At 61.8% G+C, this 23,633-nt stretch carries 18 protein-coding genes; 8 read left to right on the top strand and 10 right to left on the bottom strand.

Translation table 11 applies throughout. The annotated features are described in order from the left end of the window. The first annotated feature begins 60 nt into the window (after window positions 1-60). The 7 genes from BM177_RS10510 to ptsN all read left to right on the top strand — a co-directional run bounded on the left by BM177_RS10510 (window position 61) and on the right by ptsN (window position 6,363). Window positions 61-678 carry a ribonuclease D gene (locus BM177_RS10510; RefSeq protein WP_091681982.1) on the top strand — a complete coding sequence of 206 codons (618 nt, stop codon included), beginning with the start codon at window positions 61-63 and terminating at the stop codon, window positions 676-678. 144 nt (window positions 679-822) lie between these two features. After that, entirely contained in the window at window positions 823-1,602 is a 780-nt protein-coding gene (gene lptC, locus BM177_RS10505) for an LPS export ABC transporter periplasmic protein LptC (protein ID WP_091681979.1), read from the top strand. Then, a complete protein-coding gene (locus BM177_RS10500) occupies window positions 1,599-2,207 on the top strand; it encodes an LptA/OstA family protein (RefSeq protein ID WP_091681976.1) in 609 nt (202 codons plus the stop codon). The genes lptC and BM177_RS10500 overlap by 4 nt, the downstream gene beginning before the upstream one ends. A gap of 290 nt (window positions 2,208-2,497) precedes the next feature. Further along, entirely contained in the window at window positions 2,498-3,280 is a 783-nt protein-coding gene (lptB, locus tag BM177_RS10495) for an LPS export ABC transporter ATP-binding protein (RefSeq protein WP_091682229.1), read from the top strand. A 171-nt stretch (window positions 3,281-3,451) separates the two neighbouring features. Beyond that, entirely contained in the window at window positions 3,452-5,011 is a 1,560-nt protein-coding gene (gene rpoN / locus BM177_RS10490; RefSeq protein WP_091681974.1) for an RNA polymerase factor sigma-54, read from the top strand. Window positions 5,012-5,184: 173 nt separating this feature from the next. Beyond that, complete coding sequence (gene hpf / locus BM177_RS10485; protein ID WP_091681972.1) at window positions 5,185-5,814, top strand: ribosome hibernation-promoting factor, HPF/YfiA family; 630 nt, start codon at window positions 5,185-5,187, stop codon at window positions 5,812-5,814. An 84-nt stretch (window positions 5,815-5,898) separates the two neighbouring features. After that, window positions 5,899-6,363 carry a PTS IIA-like nitrogen regulatory protein PtsN gene (ptsN, locus tag BM177_RS10480; RefSeq protein ID WP_091682227.1) on the top strand — a complete coding sequence of 155 codons (465 nt, stop codon included), beginning with the start codon at window positions 5,899-5,901 and terminating at the stop codon, window positions 6,361-6,363. Between the two features lie 13 nt (window positions 6,364-6,376). On the opposite strand, the gene BM177_RS10475 is transcribed toward ptsN, so the two are convergent. Beyond that, on the bottom strand, window positions 6,377-7,375 hold the full coding sequence (locus BM177_RS10475; RefSeq protein WP_091681970.1) for a glucokinase: 999 nt from the start codon (window positions 7,373-7,375) through the stop codon (window positions 6,377-6,379). Between the two features lie 175 nt (window positions 7,376-7,550). Here BM177_RS10475 and BM177_RS10470 point away from each other — a divergent pair, with 175 nt between their 5' ends. Then, the gene (locus BM177_RS10470) at window positions 7,551-9,167 is read left to right on the top strand and encodes a fumarate hydratase (RefSeq protein WP_091681968.1); all 1,617 of its coding nucleotides are present in this window, start codon (window positions 7,551-7,553) and stop codon (window positions 9,165-9,167) included. A gap of 13 nt (window positions 9,168-9,180) precedes the next feature. Here the strand turns inward: BM177_RS10470 and BM177_RS10465 are convergent, their stop codons facing one another. From BM177_RS10465 to BM177_RS10425, 9 genes are all read right to left on the bottom strand, one after another. Beyond that, on the bottom strand, window positions 9,181-9,828 hold the full coding sequence (locus BM177_RS10465; protein ID WP_091681966.1) for a class I SAM-dependent DNA methyltransferase: 648 nt from the start codon (window positions 9,826-9,828) through the stop codon (window positions 9,181-9,183). Between the two features lie 16 nt (window positions 9,829-9,844). Further along, entirely contained in the window at window positions 9,845-10,396 is a 552-nt protein-coding gene (gene greB, locus BM177_RS10460; protein ID WP_091681963.1) for a transcription elongation factor GreB, read from the bottom strand. 108 nt (window positions 10,397-10,504) lie between these two features. Then, on the bottom strand, window positions 10,505-11,959 hold the full coding sequence (locus tag BM177_RS10455) for a L,D-transpeptidase family protein (RefSeq protein ID WP_139223590.1): 1,455 nt from the start codon (window positions 11,957-11,959) through the stop codon (window positions 10,505-10,507). 216 nt (window positions 11,960-12,175) lie between these two features. Continuing rightward, window positions 12,176-13,129 carry an acetyl-CoA carboxylase carboxyltransferase subunit alpha gene (locus BM177_RS10450; RefSeq protein ID WP_091681958.1) on the bottom strand — a complete coding sequence of 318 codons (954 nt, stop codon included), beginning with the start codon at window positions 13,127-13,129 and terminating at the stop codon, window positions 12,176-12,178. A 138-nt stretch (window positions 13,130-13,267) separates the two neighbouring features. After that, complete coding sequence (locus tag BM177_RS10445; protein ID WP_091681956.1) at window positions 13,268-16,576, bottom strand: efflux RND transporter permease subunit; 3,309 nt, start codon at window positions 16,574-16,576, stop codon at window positions 13,268-13,270. Continuing rightward, on the bottom strand, window positions 16,573-19,692 hold the full coding sequence (locus tag BM177_RS10440; protein WP_091682224.1) for an MdtB/MuxB family multidrug efflux RND transporter permease subunit: 3,120 nt from the start codon (window positions 19,690-19,692) through the stop codon (window positions 16,573-16,575). The genes BM177_RS10445 and BM177_RS10440 overlap by 4 nt, the downstream gene beginning before the upstream one ends. A 37-nt stretch (window positions 19,693-19,729) precedes the next feature. Then, window positions 19,730-21,046 (bottom strand): efflux RND transporter periplasmic adaptor subunit, encoded by a 1,317-nt coding sequence (locus BM177_RS10435; protein WP_091681953.1) that lies wholly within the window; start codon window positions 21,044-21,046, stop codon window positions 19,730-19,732. 226 nt (window positions 21,047-21,272) lie between these two features. Beyond that, window positions 21,273-22,727: an efflux transporter outer membrane subunit gene (locus BM177_RS10430; protein ID WP_091681951.1), complete on the bottom strand. Its 1,455-nt coding sequence runs from the start codon at window positions 22,725-22,727 to the stop codon at window positions 21,273-21,275. Between the two features lie 256 nt (window positions 22,728-22,983). After that, a complete protein-coding gene (locus tag BM177_RS10425) occupies window positions 22,984-23,271 on the bottom strand; it encodes a hypothetical protein (RefSeq protein WP_091681949.1) in 288 nt (95 codons plus the stop codon). Window positions 23,272-23,633: the final 362 nt, after the last annotated feature.

The raw sequence follows: 23,633 nt of genomic DNA, 5'->3' as shown, positions 1-23,633 counted from the left end.
GGCCGCCGCTTTCCGTCAAGGGCGGAAGGTCTTCCGAAATGACACTTTGCGAGACCCGCGATGACGACGATCCGCCTCCACCAGAACGACCTGCCGGACGACGTGAGCTATGGCGACAGCGTCGCGATCGATACCGAGACCCTCGGCCTCCAGCCGCACCGCGACCGTCTTTGCGTGGTTCAGCTGTCAGGCGGCGACGGCACGGCCGATGTCGTGCAGATCGCCGCCGGCCAGCGCCATGCGCCCAATATCGAGCGGCTGCTGGCGGATACGAAAGTCACCAAACTGTTCCATTATGGACGATTCGACATCGCGGTTCTGTTCCATACGTTTTCGGTGATGGCGGCGCCGGTGTACTGCACCAAGATCGCCTCGAAACTGGTTCGGACCTACACCGACCGGCATGGACTCAAGGATCTCGCGCGCGAACTGCTCTCGGTCGACATGTCCAAACAGCAGCAGTCCTCGGATTGGGGCGCGGCGATTCTTTCGGAAGCGCAACTTGCCTACGCCGCGTCCGACGTCCTCCATTTGCACGCTCTGAAAAACCGCCTTGACGCCATGCTCGTCAGGGAGAATCGTCTTGAAATCGCGGAGGAATGCTTCCGGTTCCTGCCGACCCGCGCCCGTCTTGATCTCCTCGGATGGGCCGAGGCCGACATCTTCTCGCATCAATAATGACACCTTCTCTCATCAATAATCATGCGCCGGGCCGGCTTGCCTTGACTTCGCCTTGCTCGCTTGCTGTTTGTTCTGGCTGCGTCCAATTTTGTGCGCAGTGAGATCGTGCGGGCTTTTTTGTCTGAACCGGATGCTCCAAGAATGACGGACGTATCGGAAGCCGCCGCGCGTCCGGCGGAGGATGCGCGCGACCCTTCCAGCCAGGATCTCGCCTCCCGCGGAAACAGGGCCTCGCGGGCGGCTATCGACGCCAATTCCGGGCCGGCGGCGCGTTCTCGCGCCGGATTCAAGGCGGCCGGCCGCCATTCGGCTCGCGTCAGGACGGTTCGCAGGGTCTTCATCGCCGTTTCCGCGCTGGCCGCCGTTGCGATCTTCGGGGTCGGTTTCTTCGATCCGTTCGGGCGGTTGATCAAGAATGTCGCAAATGGCCGGGTCGGGATGGAGGGGACCCGAATCACCGTCAATTCTCCCAACATCTCCGGCTTTCAGAAGGATGGCCGGCCGTTCGAGGTCAAAGCAAAATCCGGCGTGCAGGACATCACCACTCCGTCCGTCGTTGAATTGTACGACATCGATTCGAAAATCGGCATGGGCGACGCGTCGACCCTCAGGGTGACGGCGGCCCGCGGCGTCTACGACAGTCTGCGCGACAAAATGGTGCTTGAGGGCGACGCCAGAATCTGGAGCGACGTCGGCTACGATGTTCGCATGAAAAAAGCGGAAATGGACTTCAAGACGGGCGGCCTCGTGACCGAGGATCCGGTGAACGTCATCTTGAAGGGCGGAACGGTCGCCGCAAACCAGATGGACATCAGCGATAACGGCCGCAAAATCTCCTTTGTGGGGGCGGTCAAGTCGATCATCGATTCCGTCGCCGACGGCTTGACCGACATGGACGCGGCGGCGGAACCGCAAAAATGATCGGGTCTGCGCGCGGACCGCAATCGCGGTCCTTTGTTCGCTATTTGATCCTGGCCGGGCTGGCGGCCGCCTGCGCCGTCCTTGATGGCCCCGGCGCCTCGCCGGCGTTCGCGCAAAAGGCGCGGACGGGCGCGATCCTGCCCGGCGGCAATTCCAAGGAGCCGGTCAATATCGACGCGGCGAAACTGGATTATTTCGACAAGGAGCAGAAGCTCGTCTATTCGGGAAATGTTGTCGCGACCCAGGGCGAAAGCAAATTGAAGGCGACGACGCTGGTGATCTTTCTCACGCCGAAGGAGGCCGGCGAGGCGAACGCCGCGCCTTCGTCGTCGAGCCAGGTGCGCCGCATGGAGGCCGCAGGACCGGTGACGGTCATTTCGAAAGACCAGATCGGAACCGGCGACAGCGGCGTTTATGAGAAATCGGAAAACAAGATTTATCTGACCGGCAATGTCACGCTGAGCCAGGGCCCCAACGTCACCAAGGGGGACAAGCTGATCTACGATCTGACCTCGAATCAGGCCGCCGTGACGGGACGCGTGAGAAGCATGTTCCTCCCGAACAGCGGCGCCGATGACGATCGGAAAAAGCCAAAGAGCCCCTGACGATCCCCCTCTCCGACGCCCGGCGGACCCGGATCCTGCTTGATCGCATTTGGCCCGCGCTTTAGCCAAGATCAGGCTGGCCTGCTCTTGACGGAGGACGCCGCCCTGCCGGAAAAGAATGCTCAACCGTCCGGGGAAGGCGCTGGCTTTAGTCAACGAAGGATTGATCCGCCTTGCTTCTTCGCCCGATCTTCCCCCCGGCCTCAAGAAGGTGGCTGCTCGCAACGTGGATTGACGGCCTCGTGCGCGCCACGGCGGGGCGGCGCGCAGAAGCAGGCGAGTCGGCGTCAATGAGCGCCCATCACCCGTCCGAGGGGCTCGCCGGCGAACAGGCGGCCGATGCGGCGAAACAGGGGCTGCTTGAAGTCCATCATTTGCGCAAAGCCTACAAGGCCCGGCTCATCGTCGAGGACGTCAGCATCTCGGTTCGACGCGGCGAGGCCGTGGGTCTTCTTGGCCCCAATGGAGCCGGCAAGACGACTCTGTTCTACATGATCACGGGCCTGATCCGTCCGGACGCCGGAACGATCGCGCTCGACGGCCATGACGTGACCAGATTGCCGATGTATCGCCGGGCGCGCCTCGGCGTTGGATATCTGCCCCAGGAAGCCTCCATTTTCAGGGGGCTCAGCGTCGAGGACAATATTCTCGCCGTTCTGGAAATGACCCAGCCCGACAAACGCAAGCGCGCCCATGAACTCGACGCCCTGCTCGATGAGTTCGACCTCAAACCCCTGCGCGCGGCGCCTGCAATCGCTCTCTCGGGCGGGGAACGGCGGCGTTGCGAAATCGCGCGGGCGCTCGCGAGCCGGCCCTCATTCATTCTTCTCGACGAACCATTCGCCGGCATCGATCCGATCTCAATCGGCGACATTCAGGCTCTGGTTCAGCATCTGAAGCGGCGCGGCATCGGCGTGCTCATCACCGATCACAATGTGCGCGAAACCCTACGTCTGACCGACAGAGCCTACATCCTTCATGCCGGCCGGGTTCTTACGGAAGGCGCTCCGGACGAAATCGTCGCGGATCAGAGAGTGCGCGAATTCTATCTCGGCGACGATTTCCGTCTCTGACGGCGGCCGGGCCGTGAGAGCCCTACGCTCAATGCGCGGCGCCGAATTTCAGTTTGGAAAAATTCAAGACTATTTTGCTTCGCATGGAGACAATCGAAATTTTCGTGATATGATGCAAGAAACGGGCCTAAATGGCGGGCACTTTCGCATCAACGGTTAGATGATTTAACCATGGCGTTCTCAACCAAGCTTATCATGCGTCAGGGGCAATCCCTGGTCATGACGCCTCAACTGCTGCAGGCCATCAAGCTTCTGCAATTTTCGAATGTTGAACTGACCCAATTCGTCCAGGAGGAGCTCGAACGAAATCCGCTTCTGGAAAGCGCCGAGGACGTGGCGCGCGCGCTTGACGCCGCCGATGGGGCAGGGGCGGCAGGCGGCGGCGACGCCGCCGAGGCGGGCGCAAGCGAGACGTTCAGCGACGCGGGCGAAGTCGATTGGAGTTCGGACTCGTTCGCGACCGATCGCGGTTCCCTGGAATCCAGCCTTGGCACCGAATTGTCGAACGCGTTCGATGACGATCGGGCCGCGACGCCGGGCGAACAAGCCGCGCCCATGGAGGGCGCGGGACTCTCGTCGACCTCCTGGTCCGGTCCTTCGGGCGGCCCCTCAGGTGATGGCGAAGCGTCCAACCTTGAGGCCTATCTCGCCGCTGAAATCGGTCTCAAGGACCATTTGGAGACTCAGTTGAACCTCGCCGTTTCGGATCCGACCGACCGGCTGATCGGCCAGGTCCTGATTGATTCGATTGACGACGCCGGATACTTTTCCGCGTCTCTGGATGAGGTCGCGGCGCGCCTTCAGGTGCGGAGCGAAAGGCTTGAGCGCATCCTCGCCGTGATCCAGACATTTGATCCTTCCGGCGTCGGCGCCCGGGACATCGCCGAATGCCTCGCCATTCAATTGCGCGAGCGCGACCGCTTCGATCCCGCGATGAAGGCCATGGTCGCCAACCTGCCGCTTCTCGCCAAGCGCGATTTCGCCGCCCTGCGGAAGATCTGCAACGTCGACGAAGACGACATCGTTGATATGCTGGCTGAAATCCGGCGGCTCGATCCCAAGCCCGGGCGGGCGTTTGGCGGCGGATCGATTCAGCCGCTCGTGCCCGACGTGATCGTGCGGCGCCAGCCCGACGGAGCTTGGCATGTCGAACTGAACACGGAAGTCCTTCCACGCGTTCTCGTGAACAATTCCTACGTGGCCCAGGTTTCCAAAGGCAAGGTCAACGACACCGAAAAAGCCTTCATGTCGTCTTGCATGCAAACCGCCAACTGGCTGACAAAAAGCCTCGAACAGCGGGCGCGCACCATCCTCAAGGTTTCGAGCGAGATCGTTCTCCAGCAGGACGCTTTCTTCGCGCATGGCGTCGAGCATCTGCGCCCGCTGAACCTGAAGATGATCGCAGACGCGATCGGCATGCATGAATCAACGGTGTCGCGGGTGACGTCGAACAAATACATGGCGACGCCGCGCGGCCTGTTCGAGCTCAAGTATTTCTTCACGGCGTCGATCGCCTCGCATCATGGCGGCGACGCCCATTCCGCGGAATCGGTGCGGCACCGGATCCGCCAGATGATCGACCGCGAGCGCGCCGACGACGTTCTTTCCGACGACGCGATCGTCGCGAAGCTCAAGGAGGCGAATATCGGCATCGCCCGGCGCACCGTCGCCAAATATCGCGAAAGCCTGAAAATCCCCTCGTCGGTCGAACGCCGCCGCGTCAAAGCATGAAAGGCCTCAGGCATCCCCGCTGCGCCCCGGATTTCGTCTTTCTTAAGCGCCTGCGGACCCCCCAATCGAGCCATTGACTTCGAAAGGAGACGCTCCTAACCCTTTAACAAGAACGTCACAAACAAGACGACGACAAGAAGCTAGCGCCGAAGCCGGCAAGCGGAGAATGGGCAATGACGTTGCGCGTCTCGGGCAAGAATTTGGACATTGGCGAAGCGCTTCGCTCGCACGTCGAGGCGCGGATCGATGCGGCGTTCACGAAATACGGTGCCGGGCCGATCATTGGCCATGTCACGATCGAGCCGGAAGGATCAGGCTTTCGCACTGATTGCACGTTGCATCTGAACTCGGGCGCGACGCTTCAGGCCGACGCCAAGGCGCGCGAGCCCTACGCCAGCTTCAATCGCGCCGCCGACAAGATCGAAAGGCGGGTCCGCCGCTACAGGAAGCGCCTGTCTGATCATCATGCGGCGGAGGATCTGTCCGCCCCTCCGGCCGCTTTGAAGCTGAATGGTGGAAAGGCGGCGTCGGGGCTCGCGGACGCCGAGGAGTCCGCAGACGAGCGGTTCGATGATTTTCCGCCTCTGAGGCCTTGGACCGGCGAGGACGGAAGTCTCAATCCAGCGGTCATCGCCGAGCCGTCTTCCGCGTTTAAGAGGATGACAGTCTCCAAGGCCGTGATGGAGTTGGACTTGACTAATGCCCCCGTTCTGGTCTTTCGTCATGACTCGGATGGCAGGACAAATATCGTTTATCGCCGCGCCGACGGCAATATCGGCTGGATAGATCCTGGGCGGCCATGATCCGCTCCCCGCGTTGACGAGTCTGCGCCGCGAACACCTCACTCCATCTGCCGAAGACGGGCTTCGAAGACATTGCTTCATCTCATGCTATCGTCCAATTTGATCACGCTTGATGCGATCCTTCCGTCGCTCAAGGCGAATACGAAGAAACTTGCGCTTCAGGAACTGAGCGAACGGGCCGCGCAATTGTCGAAATTGCCCGCGCGCGAGATTTTCGACGCCGTGCTCCAGCGCGAGCGGCTTGGTTCGACCGGAGTTGGCGAAGGGATCGCGATCCCTCACGCCAAACTGATCAAGGCGAAATCCATTTTCGGCATTTTCGCCCGTCTCGTGCGCCCCATTGATTTCGAGGCGCTGGACGGAGCGCCGGTGGATCTCATCTGCCTTCTGATCGCCCCTGAATCTGCAGGCGCGGATCATCTGAAGGCGCTGGCCCGGATCGCGCGTCTGCTGCGCGATCCCTCGGTCACGACGAAACTTCGGGCCGCTCGCGACGTCAGCGCGCTCTACGCGGTTCTGACCGAAGAAACGACGTCGCACGCGGCTTGATCCGAAACCCGGTTCAGCGCCAGGCGCGCCGCGCGTAATCGATCGCATAATTCTGCGGCGCCGCTGCGATCGCGGCCATGCCGGACAGGACCGAATCCTTGGCGACGATCAGCCTTGTAGCGATGCTTCGCAGGACGTCCTCAAGCGGAGCCTTGTTTTCGAATTCGGCGCGGAAGTCCTGCGCATTCAGAAACTTCACCAGCCTTGGCAGAATTCCGCCCGCGTAGGTCACGCCGCCCTTGGCGAGGAAAGCCAGCGCGAAATCGCCCGAAAATCGCGCGACGAGGCTCCACGCCAGCCGAAGCGTCGCGGCTTCGTCGCCGCCGGGATCCGCGTTCGCCCGTGCGACCAGCGCGATCTCGTCCAACGAAGGTTCGGCTTGTCCCTCCTCGAGGCGGCGCGCGCGGTGCAGGCGCGCAAGGCCGGACCCCGAGAGAAGCGTCTCGACGCTGATCCTGCCGTGCGGTCTCGTGTCGAGGCGAGACCAGATCGCCGCCTGTTTTGTCCCCTTCGGACCAAAATCCATATGCCCGGCTTCGGTCGGCAGGACGAGATGGCGGCCATCGGCTTCGATCAAAGCGGCCGCGCCGAGCCCGGTGCCGAGGCCGATAACGAGTTGAACTCCGGGGCGGGGCTTGAAATCGCGCCCGATCGGAATGGTCGCCTCGCGCCGGAGCACGGGGAGGGACAGCGCCTGCGCTTCGAAATCGTTCAGCAGCAGACCCTGACGGAGCGCGGCTCGCGCCGCCACTGTTTCGCCGTCGATCAGCCAGTTCGCATTTGTCAATTTCACCGTCCGGCCGGCCACAGGTCCCGCGGCGCAGGCGATGAGCGAAAGCGGGCGGGCTGAAAGGCGAGGAACGGCGGCCGCGACGGCGTCCTCAAAGCTAGGGAAGTCGGCGGTCCTGACATGCGGACCAGGCTCCAGCGGCGCGCCCGGGCCCGCGGCCAGGGCGAATCGCGCATTCGTGCCGCCGATGTCGCAGACGAGGACGGGAAACGGAAATTTCAAGGCCTTGGCTTTCCTGCTTGCGGGCGGCTTTGCCGGAACGGTCCTTTAAAACCCGGACCGGGTCGAATTGGCTCCAGCTTCCTGACATTGAGCGAGGCGCCCCAATCCGCAGATTTCATCTGATCCAGAAGCGCTCTAGAATAGGTCAGCGCAACGCCATGAGGCTGCTTCCACGATGACCTTCCACTATCACCCGCTGTTCAAATTCGGCAAGGATGAGACCGCCTACCGCAAGCTCTCCCCGCATGGGTCCCGTGTCGAAACCTTTGCCGGACGCGAGGTTCTGGTCGTGGAGCGGAAGGCGCTGCGCCTTCTCGCCGAACAGGCGATGATCGACATCAATCATTTGCTGCGGCCCGCGCATCTCGCCCAGCTCGCCCGGATCCTCGACGATCCCGAAGCGACGCCGAACGACAAATTCGTCGCCTATGATTTGTTGAAGAACGCCAACATCGCGGCCGGCGGCGTGCTGCCGATGTGCCAGGACACCGGCACGGCCATCGTCATGGGCAAGAAAGGGCGCTTCGTCATGACCGAAGGCGATGACGAATCGGCGATCGCCGAGGGCATCCGCGACGCCTACGAGAAGAGGAACCTGCGCTATTCGCAGCTGGCGCCCCTCTCAATGTTCGAGGAGAAGAACACAAGGGATAATCTCCCGGCGCAGATCGAAATCTACAGCGAGGGCGAGGACGCCTACAAATTTCTGTTCCTCGCGAAAGGCGGCGGCTCCGCCAACAAGACGTTCCTGTTTCAGGCGACGCCTTCGCTTCTGAGCCACGACCGCCTGGTCGAATTCCTGAAGGAAAAGATTCTGACGCTCGGCACCGCCGCCTGCCCGCCCTATCACCTCGCCATCGTCATTGGCGGCACGTCGGCTGAACTCAATCTCAAGACGGTTAAGCTCGCCTCGGCCCATTATCTCGATTCGCTGCCTTTATCGGGCGGCGAGGACGGTCACGCCTTCCGCGACCTCGGGCTCGAAGAGGAAATCTTGAGGCTCACGCAGGACCTCGGGGTCGGCGCGCAGTTCGGCGGCAAGTATTTCTGCCATGACGTGCGCGTCGTGCGACTGCCGCGCCATGGCGCCTCGCTGCCCATCGGCCTTGGCGTCTCCTGTTCGGCGGACCGACAGGCGCTTGGCAAGATCACCCGCGACGGGATCTTCCTCGAAGAACTGGAGCACGACCCGGCGAAATATCTTCCCGCCATCGACGAGGCCGCGCTCGGAGGCGAAGTCGTCAGGATCGATCTCACACGGCCGATGCCGGAGATTCTCGCCGAATTGTCGCGTCACCCGATCAAGACAAGGTTATCTCTCAGCGGCCCCATGATCGTCGCCCGCGATCTCGCTCACGCGAAGATTCAGGAGCGGCTCGAGGCCGGCGAGCCGCTGCCCGATTATTTCAAGAACCATCCGGTCTATTACGCCGGACCCGCCAAGACGCCTGAGGGGTTCGCCTCGGGCTCGTTCGGGCCGACGACGGCGGGGCGCATGGATTCCTACGTCCACCAGTTTCAGAGCGCCGGCGGTTCGCTGGTCATGGTCGCCAAGGGGAACCGGTCGCCGCAGGTGCGCAAGGCCTGCGCCAAGCACGGCGGATTTTACCTGGCGTCGATCGGCGGCGCGGCGGCGCGGCTGGCGCAGGACTGCATCAGGAAGGTCGAGGTTCTCGAATATCCGGAACTCGGCATGGAGGCGATCTGGAAGATCGAGGTGGAGGATTTTCCGGCCTTCATCGTCATCGACGACAAGGGCAATGACTTTTTCCACGAGTTGAATCTGGGGTAGGGCGGGCGCAAGATCAAACGTCGGGGCGAATCGGCGAAGTCATTTTCGCAAGCCAGATTGTATGACCGCCGCAATCCGGGTCTTCGAGGGCAAAGGACACGACCTGAAAGCCGTTTTGGTCGAGAAGCGCGTGATATTCGGCCACATCGAGACTGGCGTGGTAGAGCGGCTCGCCATGGTATTCGCCCATTGACACCCCATAGGCGGGGCCGCTTGTAAAGATAAGAGCGGCTCCCTTATCGGCGTGCTGACGAAAAACGCCGAACATCTTGCGCTGATCCGCCGGGGTCAGATGAAAAAAACTGTCCGAAGCGATAATGCCCGAGAAGCTGCGCGGGTACGATAAAGTGCGCATGTCCGCTTCAACAAAAGTGCCGCGTGGAAAGCGATTTTTGCATACGGCGATCATGGCGGGGGACGAATCGACGCCGACCACCTCGCGTCCCGACTCGATGAAATAGCGGCCGATCGGCTCGCCAACCCCGCATCCGAGGTCAAGAATTGATCCTCCGGCGGGGAGCAGGCGCAGGAAGCGATCAAGCCAGGGTCTTTCGAACAGACTGCGGTTTCGTTCCCGATCGAACGCCCGCGCATGCCGATCATAAAGGCCGATGATCTTTTGCGAATCAGGTTGCCCGTGAGCCGCCGAAATGTCCGGCATGCGAGTCTCCTTCGCCTCAATATTCGATCTTCACGATCTCGATTTTTTCGACGCCCTTTGGGGTTCGCACCTCCACTTCGTCGCCCTCCCGGCCCTTCAGAAGCGCCCTGGCGATGGGCGAGATCCAGCTGACTTCGCCGAGGTCCGAGCGCGCTTCGTCGACGCCGACGATTCGGATGGTTTTTTCCTCGTCGCGTGGATTGATGTAGCGAACCGTCGCGCCGAAAAAGACCTGGCGCCGGTTTGTCTGCCGCGCGGGATCGACGATTTCCGCGATCTCCATCCGTTTTCGAAGGAACCGCATGCGGCGGTCGATTTCGCGCAGCCGTCGCTTGCCGTAGATATAATCGCCGTTTTCGGAGCGGTCGCCGTTGCCCGCCGCCCAGGAGACGGTGGCGACGACTTCAGGACGCTCGACCTGGTGGAGGCGCGCGAACTCGGCCTGCAGCCGCGCCATTCCTTCGGGCGTGATGTAGTTTTTTGTTCCGGCGGGCAATGCGTCGATTTCATCGATCTCGTCGTCGAGATCGTCGTCCGTCCCGGTTTCCCTGGTGAAGGCCTTGCTCATCCGCTGTCTGATTCCGGAAACGACGCGCACTTCCCAAGAAGCATAGCCCGGACGTCATCAGACGTACAAAGACTCAGCAGGTCACGAATTTCGCGCCCGCGCGCGGGCTCAACGAGGCAGTTGATCGGCGACGGCGACAGTCGCCGCCGGCGTCGTCAGACCGGACGCCTTTGCGGGCGGCGGCGGAGCCGCGGTCGCTCCGGTGATCTCCTTGGCGGGTTTGGCCGCAGGCGTGGCCGCCTGGGTTTTCGCCTTGACGGTCGGGGAGGCGGGTTTCGCCGTCACTGCGGCCTGCTTGCTTTTGGCGGTTTGGGGCGCGGCGGGCGGCGGGGTGACAGCCGTTGCGACCGAAGCGCTCGCCGTTGCGGCCGCTGCGGGCGCGGCGTCGTCCGCGGACGCTTTTGGTCCGAACCAGCGGCCCAGAAGCGAGGCTGATTGCTTGACGGGCTCGGATATCGTCCCGGTCACGTCGGCCGGATTGCTGGGGGCGACGATCGTCGCGGAAGCGGGCGCGCTCGCCCTCAGCCCTGCGAGTTGCACGGCCGGAGACAGGCGGATTTTCTTGCTCGCCGCCGTTCCATCGTCGAGCGCGATATCGACAGGACCTTGCGCCAGCGCTTCGGGGCGGCTCACGCTCTGGAGCTTCGAGGCGAACGAGGGATGCTGGCCGCCGTCGGCGTAAACCGTTCGCACGGGACGAACGCCTTGAGCCGCGAGTTCAGCGATTTTTGTTGAGTCCTTTTGCTCCTTCTGGGCGACGAGGCGCTGGACTTCGTCGTCGCGCTTGAGCGGCGGGCAGGCCGCCGTCGCGTCGAATTGGGAGCCGTTCGCCGGAACAGCATTGAAGACGTAATGCTTGTCGCAAACGCCGATCCGGACATCCTGTCTGGTCACCTCGAAATTATCGGATCCTTCCTTCAGCTGTTTCCAGAAGCTGATGTTTGGATCGAGCCGGTATTTGGCGAGATTCTCGGCGGTCATGCGAAACGGGTAGGACTGCATCTGCACGGCGCGCTGGCCGCCGGCGAAGCCCTCGCGGGCGATGGCGTAAATCTCGCCGATCTGCGGGTCGGTCATCGAGAAGCAACCTGCGGACGAGCAAACGCCATGCACCATGATCGAGCCGCCGGCGCGACCCATCGCCCGGTCATAGGCGTTGGGGTAGCCGACGTTCATCGAGAGATAATAGGCCGAATTGGGGTTCATCTGGGCGGGCGTGATCGAATAGAAGCCTTCGGGCACCTGGCGGTCGCCCTCGCGGACCTTGGGGCCAAGCTGGCCGGACCAGCGGCACATCGGGTAGGTCTTCAGGAGCGCGTACCGCCCGTCCGCCTTCATTTTCCAGATTTCGAGCTCGGACTCTTTCTTGTACGTGCGGATGAGAACCGGCGCGCTTTTGGTGGTTCCCTTCTCTTCCATCAGGGCGAGGGTTTCGGGAGCGATCGGCGCGTAGGCGTGCGCGTTGGGCGTAAGGCCGCTGTCCTCGCAGCCGGCGAGCGGAACCGCCAACCCGGAAAGGAGAGCCAATGCGGCGGCGCGATGGACAAAAGGTTTGCGAATCATTTGTCTCTGGCCCTTTGAATATTCCATGGCCGCCAAAGCGGTCCACGGCCCTTCGAGCGGCTGGCTTGCGCCAAACGCCTAAGCTTACGAAGCGATTGCGGCGCTATTCTGCCAGCGCGCGCGGCTTCGCGCCGGCAATCTTCCAGTTTTGGTAAAGCAATGCTTATTTAATGGGTTTAAACCCGCGGCCTTGCGCGAGCTTCCCCTGCCGGCCGGTCAGATTTTCCGGCCAATATTCAAGAACTTGTCTGTTCTTGCCGTCTTTATTTCGTCGGGCGACATGTGCTCCAAACCCCTCAAGGCGTCGGCGATGGCGTCTCCCGTCGCCAGCGCCGCGGCTTCGGGATCGCGGTGGGCGCCTCCGACAGGCTCCGCGACAACCTTGTCAATAATCCCGAATTTAAGCAGATCTTGGGCAGTAATTTTCATATTTGTTGCCGCGTCTTCGGCCTTGGCCGAATCGCGCCAGAGGATCGAAGCCGAAGCTTCAGGGGACGCGACCGTATAGATCGCGTTCTCCAGCATCAGGACGCTGTTGCAGCTCGCGATCGCGATCGCGCCGCCGGAGCCGCCTTCGCCGACGATCACCGCGATATTGGGCACGAGGAGCGCAAGAGACGCGTCGGTCGCGCGGGCGATCGCCTCGGCCTGGCCGCGTTCCTCGGCGTCGACCCCGGGGAACGCGCCCGGCGTGTCGATCAGGGAAATGACCGGCAGCCCAAAGCGGTCGGCGAGCTGCATGAGCCGAGCGGCCTTGCGATAGCCTTCGGGCCGCGCCATGCCGAAATTATGTTTGATCCTTCCGGACGTGTCGAAGCCTTTTTCCTGCCCGATGACGCAAACGGATCGGCCGCGAAACCAGCCAAATCCGCCGACGATCGCGGCGTCCTCGCCAAATTGCCGGTCGCCGGACAGCGGCGTGAAGCCGGTAATGAGCGCCTTGATGTAATCGCCGAAATGCGGCCTTTGGGGATGCCGCGCCACCTGGGTCTTTTGCCAGGGCGTCAGATTGGCGTAGAGGTCGACGAGAGCCTTTTCGGCCTTGCCCTCGAGGCGCGCCAGCTCGTCGCCAATGACGACCGCGTCGCCCTGCGCCGCGAGCTGACGAAGTTCCTGGACCTTGGCCTCGAGTTCGGCGACCGGTTTTTCAAAATCAAGATAGCTTTGCATCGGCGCCGGGCGGGTTGAAGGTGCGCGGAAACTGGCCAGTTTAGGGTGCGAAGTCAAGAAATTGGGCGCGTGCGGGCAAGATAATTCGATTTCCAGGGCGCGCCGGGGATCATGGCGCCGATTTCCACGTCGATTCCTCTACGTCGATTCCTGCGTCGATTCTGGCGCGGGTCCAGGCAATTCCGGAAACAGACGGTTCCAGCGGCGCTTCGACCAAAGCCGGAAGCGGTCGAGATAGAGGTAGACGACCGGCGTCGTGTAAAGCGTCAGGATCTGGCTGACGATCAGGCCGCCAACGATGGCGATGCCCAGAGGACGGCGGATCTCGCCTCCGTCGCCAAAGCTCAGGACCAGCGGGATCGCGCCGAAAATCGCGGCGAAGGTCGTCATCATGATCGGCCGGAAGCGCAGGACGCAGGCCCTGAAGATCGCGTCGCGGGGCGAGAGCCCTTCCGACCGTTCGGCTTCGAGCGCGAAGTCGATCATGATGATCGCGTTTTTCTTGACGATGCCGATCAGCAGAATGACCCCGATCAGACCGATGATGCTGAATTCGGTGCGAAACAGCAAAAGCGCCAGAACCGCGCCAACTCCCGCTGACGGCAAGGTCGAAAGAATCGTGATCGGATGGATAAAGCTCTCATAGAGAACGCCGAGGACGATATACACCGTCGCGAAGGCCGCGAGGATCAGGAAAAGTTCGTTCGAGAGCGAGTCCTGGAACGCGCGGGCGTTGCCTTGCGGGCCGCCATGAATGGATGCGGGCGCGTTGAGCGTTCGCATGGCGCGTTCGATTTCGGCGACGGCCTGGCTCAGCGAAGCGCCAGGTTGCAGGTTGTAGGAGATCGTGCTGGCGACGAAAAGTCCCTGGTGGCTGACCGATAGCGGGGTGTTGCCGGCGGAAAAATGGCTGAAAGCGGCGAGCGGGGCCATCTTGGCCCGCACGGTGCTCACCGGCGCGCCGGCGGAGGCGACGCCCTTTCCCGAATTGGCCAGCGCGTTTGTGGAGGCGTTGCGCGCCGCGTCGTTCGTCGCGCCGCTCGCGGAAGCCGTCGTCGCGCCGGAGGGCGTCTCCGATTCCTCGCCGACGACAGTTCCAGACGGCAGGTTGGTTTGCGCCGTGGCGGCGGGATTTCCGCCCGACGTGTTGACATACAGATCCTTGAGGATCGCGGGATCGCGCCAGTAGCGCGGCGCCACGGACAGCACCACATGATATTGATTGATGGGCGTGTAGATGGTCGAAACCTGGCGTTGGCCGAAGGCGTCGTAAAGCGTGTTGTCGATCTCCGACATCTTGACGCCGAGACGGGAGGCGGTGTCGCGGTCCACCTTGACATCCGTTTCGAGACCGCGCTGCTGCTGATCCGAACTGACGTCCGCGAGGATCGGATTGTTCTGCAGCGCTTCCACCAGGCGCGGCGTGAAGTCGTAGATCTCTGCGGTGCTGTCGCCTTGCAATGTGTATTGATATTGGGCGTTGCTCGAGCGTCCGCCGACGCGGATGTCCTGCGCCGCCTGCAAATAAAGACGCGCGCCCGCGATCCGTGAGAGCTTGTGGCGGAGCCGGTCTATGATTTCGTTTGCGGTGACGGAGCGTTCGGAAGTCGGTTTCAGCACGACGTAGATCGATGCGGTGTTGGTTTCGCCCCCCGACCCGGTAAAGCCGACGACGCCGGCGACGGCCGGGTCTTTTTGCACAATCGACTGAAACTCCTCCAGCTTCTTTCGCATCGAGTCGAATGAGATGCTTTGGTCGGCGAGGATATTCCCGATAAGGCGGCCGGTGTCCTGCTGTGGAAAAAAGCCCTTTGGAACGATCCAGAACAGCGCGACGTTCAGCCCGATCGTGGCGAGCAAGATGATCATCACCAGGCGCGGCCGCCGCAGGGCGGAGGCAAGGCTTCGCTCGTAGCCCCGGAGCACGGCGGCGAACGGATCGAAGCGGCGCGGGACGGCGTCGTGCGTCCTTGGCCGCAGCAGCAGTGAGCACAGCATCGGCGTCAGGGTCAGCGACAGGATCAGCGAGATCAGAACGGCGACCGACAGCGTGACGGCGAATTCGCGGAAGAGGCGGCCAAGAATGCCGCCCATCAAAAGAATGGGGGTGAAAACGGCGATGAGCGAAATACTGATCGACACGACGGTGAAGCCGACTTCGCGCGCGCCTCGCAACGCCGCTTCCCGGCCGCTCAGTCCCGCCTCGAGGTATCGCGTGATGTTTTCGAGGACAACAATCGCGTCGTCGACGACGAACCCGGTGGCGATGGTCAACGCCATGAGAGAGAGAATGTTGAGGCTGTAGTTCAAGAGATACATCACGCCGAACGTGCCGACAATCGAAACCGCGACGGCGATGCTTGGAATGAGGGTCGCGCGCAGATCGCGCAGGAACGCGAAGACGATCAAAGTGACCAGTCCGATCGCGAGCGCCAAGGTCCATTCGGTGTCATGAAGCGACGCCCGGATCGTGTTGCTGCGGTCGGATCGAAGCTCGAGTTCGATCGCGGGCGGCATTGCGGCCTGAAGGTGGGGAAGCTCCGCCTTCACGCGGTCCACGGTTCCGATAATGTTCGCCCCCGGCTGACGGAAGAGCAAGACGATGATGGCCGGATCGCCATTCGCCAGACCGACGTTGCGGACATCCTCGACGGAATCGGAAATCGTCGCGACATCGGTCAGATAGACCGGAGCGCCGTTGCGGTAGGCGATGATCAGCGGAATGTAATCCGAGGCCTTCGTCGCCTGATCGTTCGTGTAGACCTGGTATCGCTTTCGTCCGTCCTCGATCGTGCCCTTTGGGCTGTTGGCGTTGGCGGAGGCGAGAGCGGCGCGAACGTCTTCAAGACCGACGCCGTAGTTGGCGAGGGCGTGCGGATTGACTTCGACGCGCACCGCCGGCAGCGCGGAGCCGCCGAGAACGACCTGACCGATGCCGTCGAGTTGAGACAGTCTTTGCTGCAGGATGTTGCTTGCGGCGTCGTAGACCTGCCCTTGCGTCAAGGTCTTGGAGCTAAGCGAGAGAATCAGGATCGGCGCATCCGCGGGATTGACCTTGCGGTAGGTCGGATTGCTGCGCAAATTCGTCGGCAGGTCCGCGCGCGCGGCGTTGATCGCGGCCTGAACGTCCCGCGCCGCGCCGTCGATGTCCCGATCGACGTCGAACTGAAGGATGATGCTGCTCTGGCCAAGACCGCTCTTCGAGGTCATATCGGTGACGTTCGCGATCTGCCCGAGATGGCGCTCCAGGGGACCGGCGACGCTCGTCGCCACGGTCTCGGGGTCGGCTCCCGGCAATTGCGCCTGCACGAAAATGGTTGGAAAATCCACCTGCGGGAGAGGCGAAACCGGTAGAATCATAAAAGCGAGAAGTCCGGCGAGCGCGATCCCGATCGTCAGCAGGATCGTCGCGACCGGACGATTGATGAACGGGGCGGAAAGGTTCATTCCGCGGCTCCGTCAGCCGGACGCGGATTAAGCGAATTGCGGGTTGAAAACCGGGCGGCGAGACGGTCGAAATAAAGGTAAATGACCGGCGTGGTGAACAGCGTCAGAACCTGACTGACGACAAGGCCGCCGACGATTGCGATTCCAAGCGGATTGCGCAGCTCGGACCCTGGCCCGGTTCCAAGCATCAGCGGCAGCGCGCCGAGGATCGCCGCCATTGTCGTCATCAGAATCGGACGAAACCGCAGCAGGCAGGCCTGATAGATCGCGTCGCGCGCCGAAAGGCCGGCGTTTCGCTCGGCGTCGAGGGCGAAGTCGATCATCATGATGGCGTTCTTTTTCACGATGCCGATCAAAAGGATGATCCCGATGACCGCGATGACGTCGAGTTCGCCTCCCGTCGCCATCAGCGCGAGCAAGGCGCCGACGCCGGCCGAGGGCAGGGTGGATAAGATCGTGACGGGATGGATGAAGCTTTCGTAAAGGACGCCAAGGACGATATACATCGTCGCCACTGCGGCGATGATCAGCAGCAACTGGCTTGTGCTTGATGCGCGAAAAGCGGCGGCCGCGCCCTGATAGGAGACGACGAAACTCGGGGGCAGGCCGATTTCGGCCTGCGCCTGTTCGATCGCCTGCAACGCCGATCCGAGGGAATAGCCGGGCGCCGGGTTGAACGAGATTGTGGTCGCCGGAAATTGACCGAGATGCGTGACCAGAAGCGGACCGCTGCGCTGCTCCACATGGACGATGGCCTTCAGCGGAACCTGTCCGTTCGAACCCGATGAGGAAGACGGCAAATAGATCGCATCGAGGTTGTGGAGAGCGGATTGAATCGCGGGATCAGCTTCGAGAATGACTCTGTATTGATTGGATTGCGTGTAGATCGTCGAGACGATTCTCTGACCGAAGGCGTCGTAGAGAGCGTTGTCGACGGTCGCGGGCGTGATTCCGAACCGCGCCGCAGTGGCGCGGTCGATGACGAGGTTCACGGCAAGGCCTTGTTGCTGCGTATCGCTGACGACGTCGGCGAGCTCCGGCGCCTGCGCGAGCCGGTGGATGAGCTTTGGCGTCCAGGCCTCGAATTCAGCGGAATTGGCGTTCTGCAGCACAAAACGATATTGCGCTCGGCTGATGCTGGAATCTATGGTCAGATCCTGCACCGGCTGGAGGTAGAGCGTCGCTCCGGGAACGCCCGCGACGCGCGTCTGCAGGCGCCGCGCGATCTCGGTGGCCGACTTGCGGCGGATCTCAATCGGCTTGAGATTGATCAGAAACCTGCCGCTGTTCAAAGTCGTGTTGTCGCCGTCGACGCCGATAAAGGAGCTCAGGCTTTCGACCGCGGGATCTTGTAAAATGACGTCGCCCAGCTGACGCTGGAGATCCGACATGGCGGCGAAGGAAATGCTCTGGGGACCTTCGGAGATGCCCTGAATCATGCCGGTGTCCTGAACCGGAAAGAAGCCCTTGGGGATGACGATGTAGAGCGCGATCGTCAGGGCGAGGGTCGCGATCGCGACAAAAAGCGTCAAGGGCTGATGGCGAAACACAACCTGCAACGCCTGGCCATATTTGGCCACGACGGCGTCGAACCAACGCTCCGCCTGGAGGTCGAGACGGCTGCGCGAGGCTTCGGGGCGATGATGGATCAGCCTTGCGCAAAGCATCGGCACGAGGGTGAGCGACACCACGGCCGAGATCACGATCGTAACCGCCAGGGTGATCGCGAATTCGTGAAACAGGCGGCCGGTCACGTCGCCCATGAACAACAGCGGGATGAGAACGGCGATCAACGAGACCGTGAGCGAAATGATGGTGAAGCCGATCTGCCGCGAGCCTTTGAGCGAGGCCTCGAGAGGCGGATCCCCGGCCTCGACATAACGGGTGATGTTCTCGATCATGACGATGGCGTCGTCCACGACGAACCCGGTCGAAATCGTCAGCGCCATCAGGGAGAGATTGTCGAGACTGAAGCCGAGGAGATACATGACGGCGAAGGTCCCGATCAGGGACAGCGGCACTGACAGACTCGGGATGATGGTCGAAGGCAGATTCCTCAAAAAAACGAAGATCACCAGAATCACGAGCGCGACGGCGAGCCCGAGTTCGAATTCGACGTCGGCGACCGAGGCGCGAATCGTGGTGGTGCGATCGCTGAGGATTTCGATGTCCACGGAGGAGGGAAGACTCGCCTTGAGCGCGGGGAGCAGCGCCTTGACGCCATTGACGACGGCGATCACGTTGGCGGCGGGCTGGCGCCGGACGTTGAGGATGATGGCCGGCTTTGAGTTCGCCCAGGCGCTCAACATCGTGTTTTCGGGACCGTTGACGACGGTCGCGACGTCCGAAAGGCGCACCGGGGCGCCGTCGCGGTAGGCGATGACAAGGGCGGCGTAGTCGGAGGCCTTGGCGATCTGATCGTTGGCGTTGATCGTCGAGCCCTGGGCTGGCCCGTCGAAACTCCCTTTGGGCGCGTTGACGTTGGCGTTGCCGATGGTCGAACGGAGATCGTCGATGTTGAGCCCGTAAGCCGCAAGCGCTCGAGGGTTGAACTGAACCCTTAAAGCGGGCCGTTGGCCGCCGCTGATGCTGACGAGTCCGACCCCTGGCTGCTGCGAAATCTTTTGCGCGAGCCGCGTCTCGCTGAAGTCTTCGAGTTCGGTCAGGTTCAGCGTTTTCGAGGAGATCGCCAGCGTCAGGATCGGGGCGTCGGCCGGATTGACCTTGGCGTAAATCGGCGGCGCCGGAAGGTCGCTGGGCAGCAGGTTGTTCGCGGCGTTGATGGAGGCCTGCACCTCCTGTTCAGCCACGTCGAGGCTGAGGTTCAAGTTGAACTGCAGCGTGATCACCGACGCGCCGGCCGAGCTTGCCGAGGTCATCTGGTTCAGCCCGGGCATCTGGCCCAGCTGCCGCTCAAGCGGCGCCGTCACCGAGGAGGTCATGACCTCCGGACTTGCGCCCGGGAGAAAGGTTCGAACCTGAATGGTCGGGTAATCCACTTCGGGCAACGCCGACAAGGGCAGGAACCGGTAGGCGAGACCGCCCGCGAGGATGATCGCAATCATCAAAAGGGACGTCGCGACGGGCCGCAGAATGAACAGTTGCGAGGGGTTCATGGTTTTGAATTCGCGTTCGCGCGCTCCCTCGTGCCCGTCATGGAGCGCTCCGTCGGGCGCGGTTTCCGCGCCCTCCGCCGCCGTTCGGTTGCGCCGCCTCGCTAGACCCATCCGCATCGGCTGGAATCGTCACAGAAGCGCCTTCGCGCAACCGGTCGGCGCCTTCGATGACAACCCTGTCGCCGGCGGACAATCCCGAGCGAACGGCCGCAACGGGTCCATCCGTCGGCCCGAGCTCGACCGGGCGAGCGGTCACTTTGCCGTCCGCGCCGATCAGATAGACATAGGCGCCGGGCGCGCCGTGCTGGATGGCGTTTGTCGGAACGGTGACGACGCCGCGCATCGTCCTGACCAACAGCCGAACGTTGACGAACTGATTGGGAAAAAGCTTGTTGTCGGGGTTTTGAAATTCGGCGCGCAGTTTGACCATGCCTGTTGACGTATCGATCTGATTGTCGAGCGTCGTCACTTTGCCGGCCGCCAGCCTTGTGATGTTGGCGCGATCGAAAGCGGTCGCGTCGAGCGTCGCGCCGGCCTGCAATTGTTCGACGATCTGCGGCAGGTCGTCCTCGGGAACGGTGAAGATGACGGAAATCGGGTTGAGCTGCGTGATCACCGCGATGCCGGAATCCGTCGTCTGGACATAATTGCCAGCGTCGACCAGACGCAAACCGACCCGGCCGTCGATGGGCGAGACGACATGCGCATAGGTGAGGTTCAGTTTTTCATTATCGATCTGAGCTTGATCGGATTTGACCGAGCCTTCGTATTGTTTGACCAGAAAGACTTGATCTTCGGCCTGCTGGCGCGCGATCGAGGCCTGTTTGACGAGCGTTTGATACCGGACGAGATTGGTTCGCGCTTGATCGAGCAAGCCCTGGTCGCGAAGCAACTGCCCCTCATATTGCTGTTCCGCCAGTTCGAACGGACGGGGGTCTATCTGTGCGAGGAACTCGCCTTTTTTGACGAGCTGGCCTTCCTTGTAGGCCACCTCCAGCAGGTGGCCGCTCACCCTCGGCTTGACCGTCACGGTGGAGATCGGCGTCACGGCGCCGAGCGCGTTCACGACGACTTTAACGTCTCCTGTCGCAATCGTGGCGGCGGCGACGGGCTGGGGCGGCGGCGAAGATGATTCGGCCTTATCAGGATCCGAGCCGGAGATATTCGCGATCCGGTAGACGGCGAGCCCCAGCAGAATGATAAGTCCGAGAAGCGCGACCGGCCGAAGCCTTGATCGCGGCTTCACCGCGGGCCCGAACGGTATTCTCTTTGCGTCGAGGCGGTCGACGTCCTCCTCCCGGAGAAAAGATTCGTCCGACGCGCCGGCGCCTCCGCTTCGGGTTCGATCATCCATGACCCGGAAATTCCATGCTCTGGATCCGCGCTCTCGTAGATTGCCGCCTGGCAGAGGTATCCGGCCTTGGCTTACCGCCGGTTTGCTGAAGCATGACCGATTTGTAATATGGGCGTTCCAGACCGCGAATGATACGCCGGCGCGCCAGATAACATTCGCGCCTCGACGGCGACTCGTGTGTTTGAAGCAGGCTTCGCCAGAACGCTCAAAACCCCGGCCAGAACTTTCATAGGGGCGGGATGAGGGGATTGTTTTTCTCGAGCGCCTGCAGGCTCGGAAGCTCGGAGGCGTCCCATCCGCCGCCAAGAGACCCGATCAGGTTGACGGTTGACAGAAATCTGTTTTGCCTGATCGTGAGATCGGTTTGCTGGTTCGATAGAAGCATCGCTTCCGCGACGACGACAGCCGTAAAAGCGACCGTGCCGGCCTTGTATTGATTGAGGAGAATATCGACCTCCTCCTGCGCTGATTTGACCGCTTGCGCCTGCACCTTTGCTTCCTTGGCGTAGATCTTGATGGCGGCCAGAGAATCCTCGACCTGCTGAAAGGCGGTGAGGACGGTTTGGCGGTAGTTGGCGACGCTCTGATCATATGTCGCTCGCGCCGCCTCGACCTGAGCGCCGCGAAAGCCGCCATCGAAGGCCACCTGGACGGCGGTCGCCCCAAGACTCCATATTTCGTGCGCCAGCGACGCCGCGAGAACGCCTGTGCCCATAACTCCATACTGGCCGTTTAGACTTATATCGGGGTAATAAGCGGCGACGGCGACGCCTATCAGGGCGTTTTCCTGCTGCATGAGTCTTTCCTGCGCGGCGATATCCGGGCGCCTTTCCAGGAGGCGCGAAGGCACGCTTGCCGGAATTTGCGGCAAATAGGTTCCCAGCCCGCCAACCGCGATGGTGAGGTCCGCCGGCGGCCTCCCGATCAGGGCGGCGATGGCGTGTTCGGACTGGGCCCGCGCGACGCCCACGTTGATCGCCTGGGCCTCGGTGTCGAACACTTGAGTCTGCGCGGTCGCCACGTCGGCCTTCGAGACGGTGCCGGCATCATACTGATGCTGGGTAATCTCCAGCGTCCGCCTGTATTGGGCGGCGGTCCGGTAAAGCAGCGCCTGAAGCGAGTCAGCCGCGCGCAGATTGAAATAATTAGTCGCGAGCGCCGACTGCGCTGACAGGGTCGCGCTGGCGAGGTCGGCCGCCGAAACCTGAGCCGCCGCCGTATTGCTTTCGATCGAACGCCGGATCCTGCCCCACACGTCCAGATCCCAGCTGGCGTTGGCGGCGAGCGTCGAGGTTACGATCGTCGTAGGCACTCCGGAGCCCGAAACTGCTGACCCGAGGTGCGAACCAAGGCCATTGTAACTGGTCGTGACGGTCGGAAACAGGCCTGATTGCGCTTCCTTGATCACGGCTTGCGCGGTGCGGTACGCCGCTTCCGCGGCGATCACGTTCTGATTGGTGATTTCGACCTGTTGGACGAGTGAATTCAGGATGGGATCCTTGAAAACGACCCACCACGCGCCGCGGATGACGCCGTCCATGGGCGTCGCAACCTTCCAGCCCTTCAGCTCCTTGTAGTGCGCTGATTCAGGGGCAGGGGGCCGCTCGTAATCCGGCCCGACGGTACAGCCGGCCGTGGCCAAGGCCGCGAGGGAAACCAAAAGTAAAATCAGCGGTTTCAATCAACGCTCGTCCATCGGCCCGATCAACGCGCGTTCGCCCAGGCTCGGGCAAATCGCTGTTTCGCCGCTTTCGGTTAAACTCTTCTTGTGGAGCGAACAAGGCAGGCGAGAAGGATGGCGGAAATTTTTCAACGCCGACAGGGAGAAACGCGCTGTTCTCAACGCGCTGTTTTCAACTCAATGTGAGAGAGACGGACGGGTTATGGAGCAGCCGCCCCGCCCCGGAACGACTCGATATGCCGGAGGCGGAACGATTCTATATCTTGACGCCCGCCGCGCCGGGGACAGCTCCAGACAGTGGGAATTTAAGCTTCGCAGGTTCTTCAGAGGAGCGCCCCGATTGTTCGCTGGCTCGCGGCAGGCTTCCGTGCTTGGCGAGATGGCGCGCGACTCGTTCGGCCGCGAGCGGATCGGAAAAACGCTGGCCCTCCATAGCGTTGAACGAATGCGTCGCCGCGAAAAAGTTGAAATTGAGGTCGCGTGGATCACGGGCGACAATTCCGGCGGTGCGGCCGCCGATTTCAATGACATAGGCGTCGGGCATAAGAATCCTCTTCGATCTGACCCGGAGATAATATACAAAAACTATAGACTATAACAAGTGTTATGTGCGGCTTCCGAAAAAGCAACGCCAATCGAAATTTTTGGTTCAGAGCGGGAAAGCATTTTTGCTCCTCCTGAGGTGAAACGGCTTATCGCCGTTAAAGGCGACAGAAAGCTGACCTGAAGCTGACGTCCCTGTGAATTTTTCGCGCAGGTAATCCTGGAACGAGGCGGAATAAGGCTTCGGTCTTCAACCGGAATGAGATTTAAGATTCAATTCGAGATTCGACCGGACGGGTCCAGTAGGCGCCCTTGGATCCCTCGGACGCTTGAGATTTGTTTAGCATTAAATATGCCAGTACC

Origin of the sequence: Methylocapsa palsarum (assembly GCF_900114285.1) — a bacterium.
Classification (GTDB): Bacteria; Pseudomonadota; Alphaproteobacteria; order Rhizobiales; family Beijerinckiaceae; genus Methylocapsa; species Methylocapsa palsarum.
The sequence above is the reverse complement of the archived record's forward strand: the minus strand, read 5'-3'. Positions and strand labels throughout refer to the sequence as shown.

Bases quoted from the DNA above. Each gene is read 5' to 3' on its own strand.
- BM177_RS10510 (WP_091681982.1), top strand. From the start codon at position 61: ATGACGACGATCCGCCTCCACCAGAACGACCTGCCGGACGACGTGAGC.
- lptC (WP_091681979.1), top strand. From the start codon at position 823: ATGACGGACGTATCGGAAGCCGCCGCGCGTCCGGCGGAGGATGCGCGC.
- BM177_RS10500 (WP_091681976.1), top strand. From the start codon at position 1,599: ATGATCGGGTCTGCGCGCGGACCGCAATCGCGGTCCTTTGTTCGCTAT.
- lptB (WP_091682229.1), top strand. From the start codon at position 2,498: ATGAGCGCCCATCACCCGTCCGAGGGGCTCGCCGGCGAACAGGCGGCC.
- rpoN (WP_091681974.1), top strand. From the start codon at position 3,452: ATGGCGTTCTCAACCAAGCTTATCATGCGTCAGGGGCAATCCCTGGTC.
- hpf (WP_091681972.1), top strand. From the start codon at position 5,185: ATGACGTTGCGCGTCTCGGGCAAGAATTTGGACATTGGCGAAGCGCTT.
- ptsN (WP_091682227.1), top strand. From the start codon at position 5,899: ATGCTATCGTCCAATTTGATCACGCTTGATGCGATCCTTCCGTCGCTC.
- BM177_RS10470 (WP_091681968.1), top strand. From the start codon at position 7,551: ATGACCTTCCACTATCACCCGCTGTTCAAATTCGGCAAGGATGAGACC.
- BM177_RS10465 (WP_091681966.1), bottom strand. From the start codon at position 9,828: ATGCCGGACATTTCGGCGGCTCACGGGCAACCTGATTCGCAAAAGATC.
- greB (WP_091681963.1), bottom strand. From the start codon at position 10,396: ATGAGCAAGGCCTTCACCAGGGAAACCGGGACGGACGACGATCTCGAC.
- BM177_RS10455 (WP_139223590.1), bottom strand. From the start codon at position 11,959: ATGATTCGCAAACCTTTTGTCCATCGCGCCGCCGCATTGGCTCTCCTT.
- BM177_RS10450 (WP_091681958.1), bottom strand. From the start codon at position 13,129: ATGCAAAGCTATCTTGATTTTGAAAAACCGGTCGCCGAACTCGAGGCC.
- BM177_RS10445 (WP_091681956.1), bottom strand. From the start codon at position 16,576: ATGAACCTTTCCGCCCCGTTCATCAATCGTCCGGTCGCGACGATCCTG.
- BM177_RS10440 (WP_091682224.1), bottom strand. From the start codon at position 19,692: ATGAACCCCTCGCAACTGTTCATTCTGCGGCCCGTCGCGACGTCCCTT.
- BM177_RS10435 (WP_091681953.1), bottom strand. From the start codon at position 21,046: ATGGATGATCGAACCCGAAGCGGAGGCGCCGGCGCGTCGGACGAATCT.
- BM177_RS10425 (WP_091681949.1), bottom strand. From the start codon at position 23,271: ATGCCCGACGCCTATGTCATTGAAATCGGCGGCCGCACCGCCGGAATT.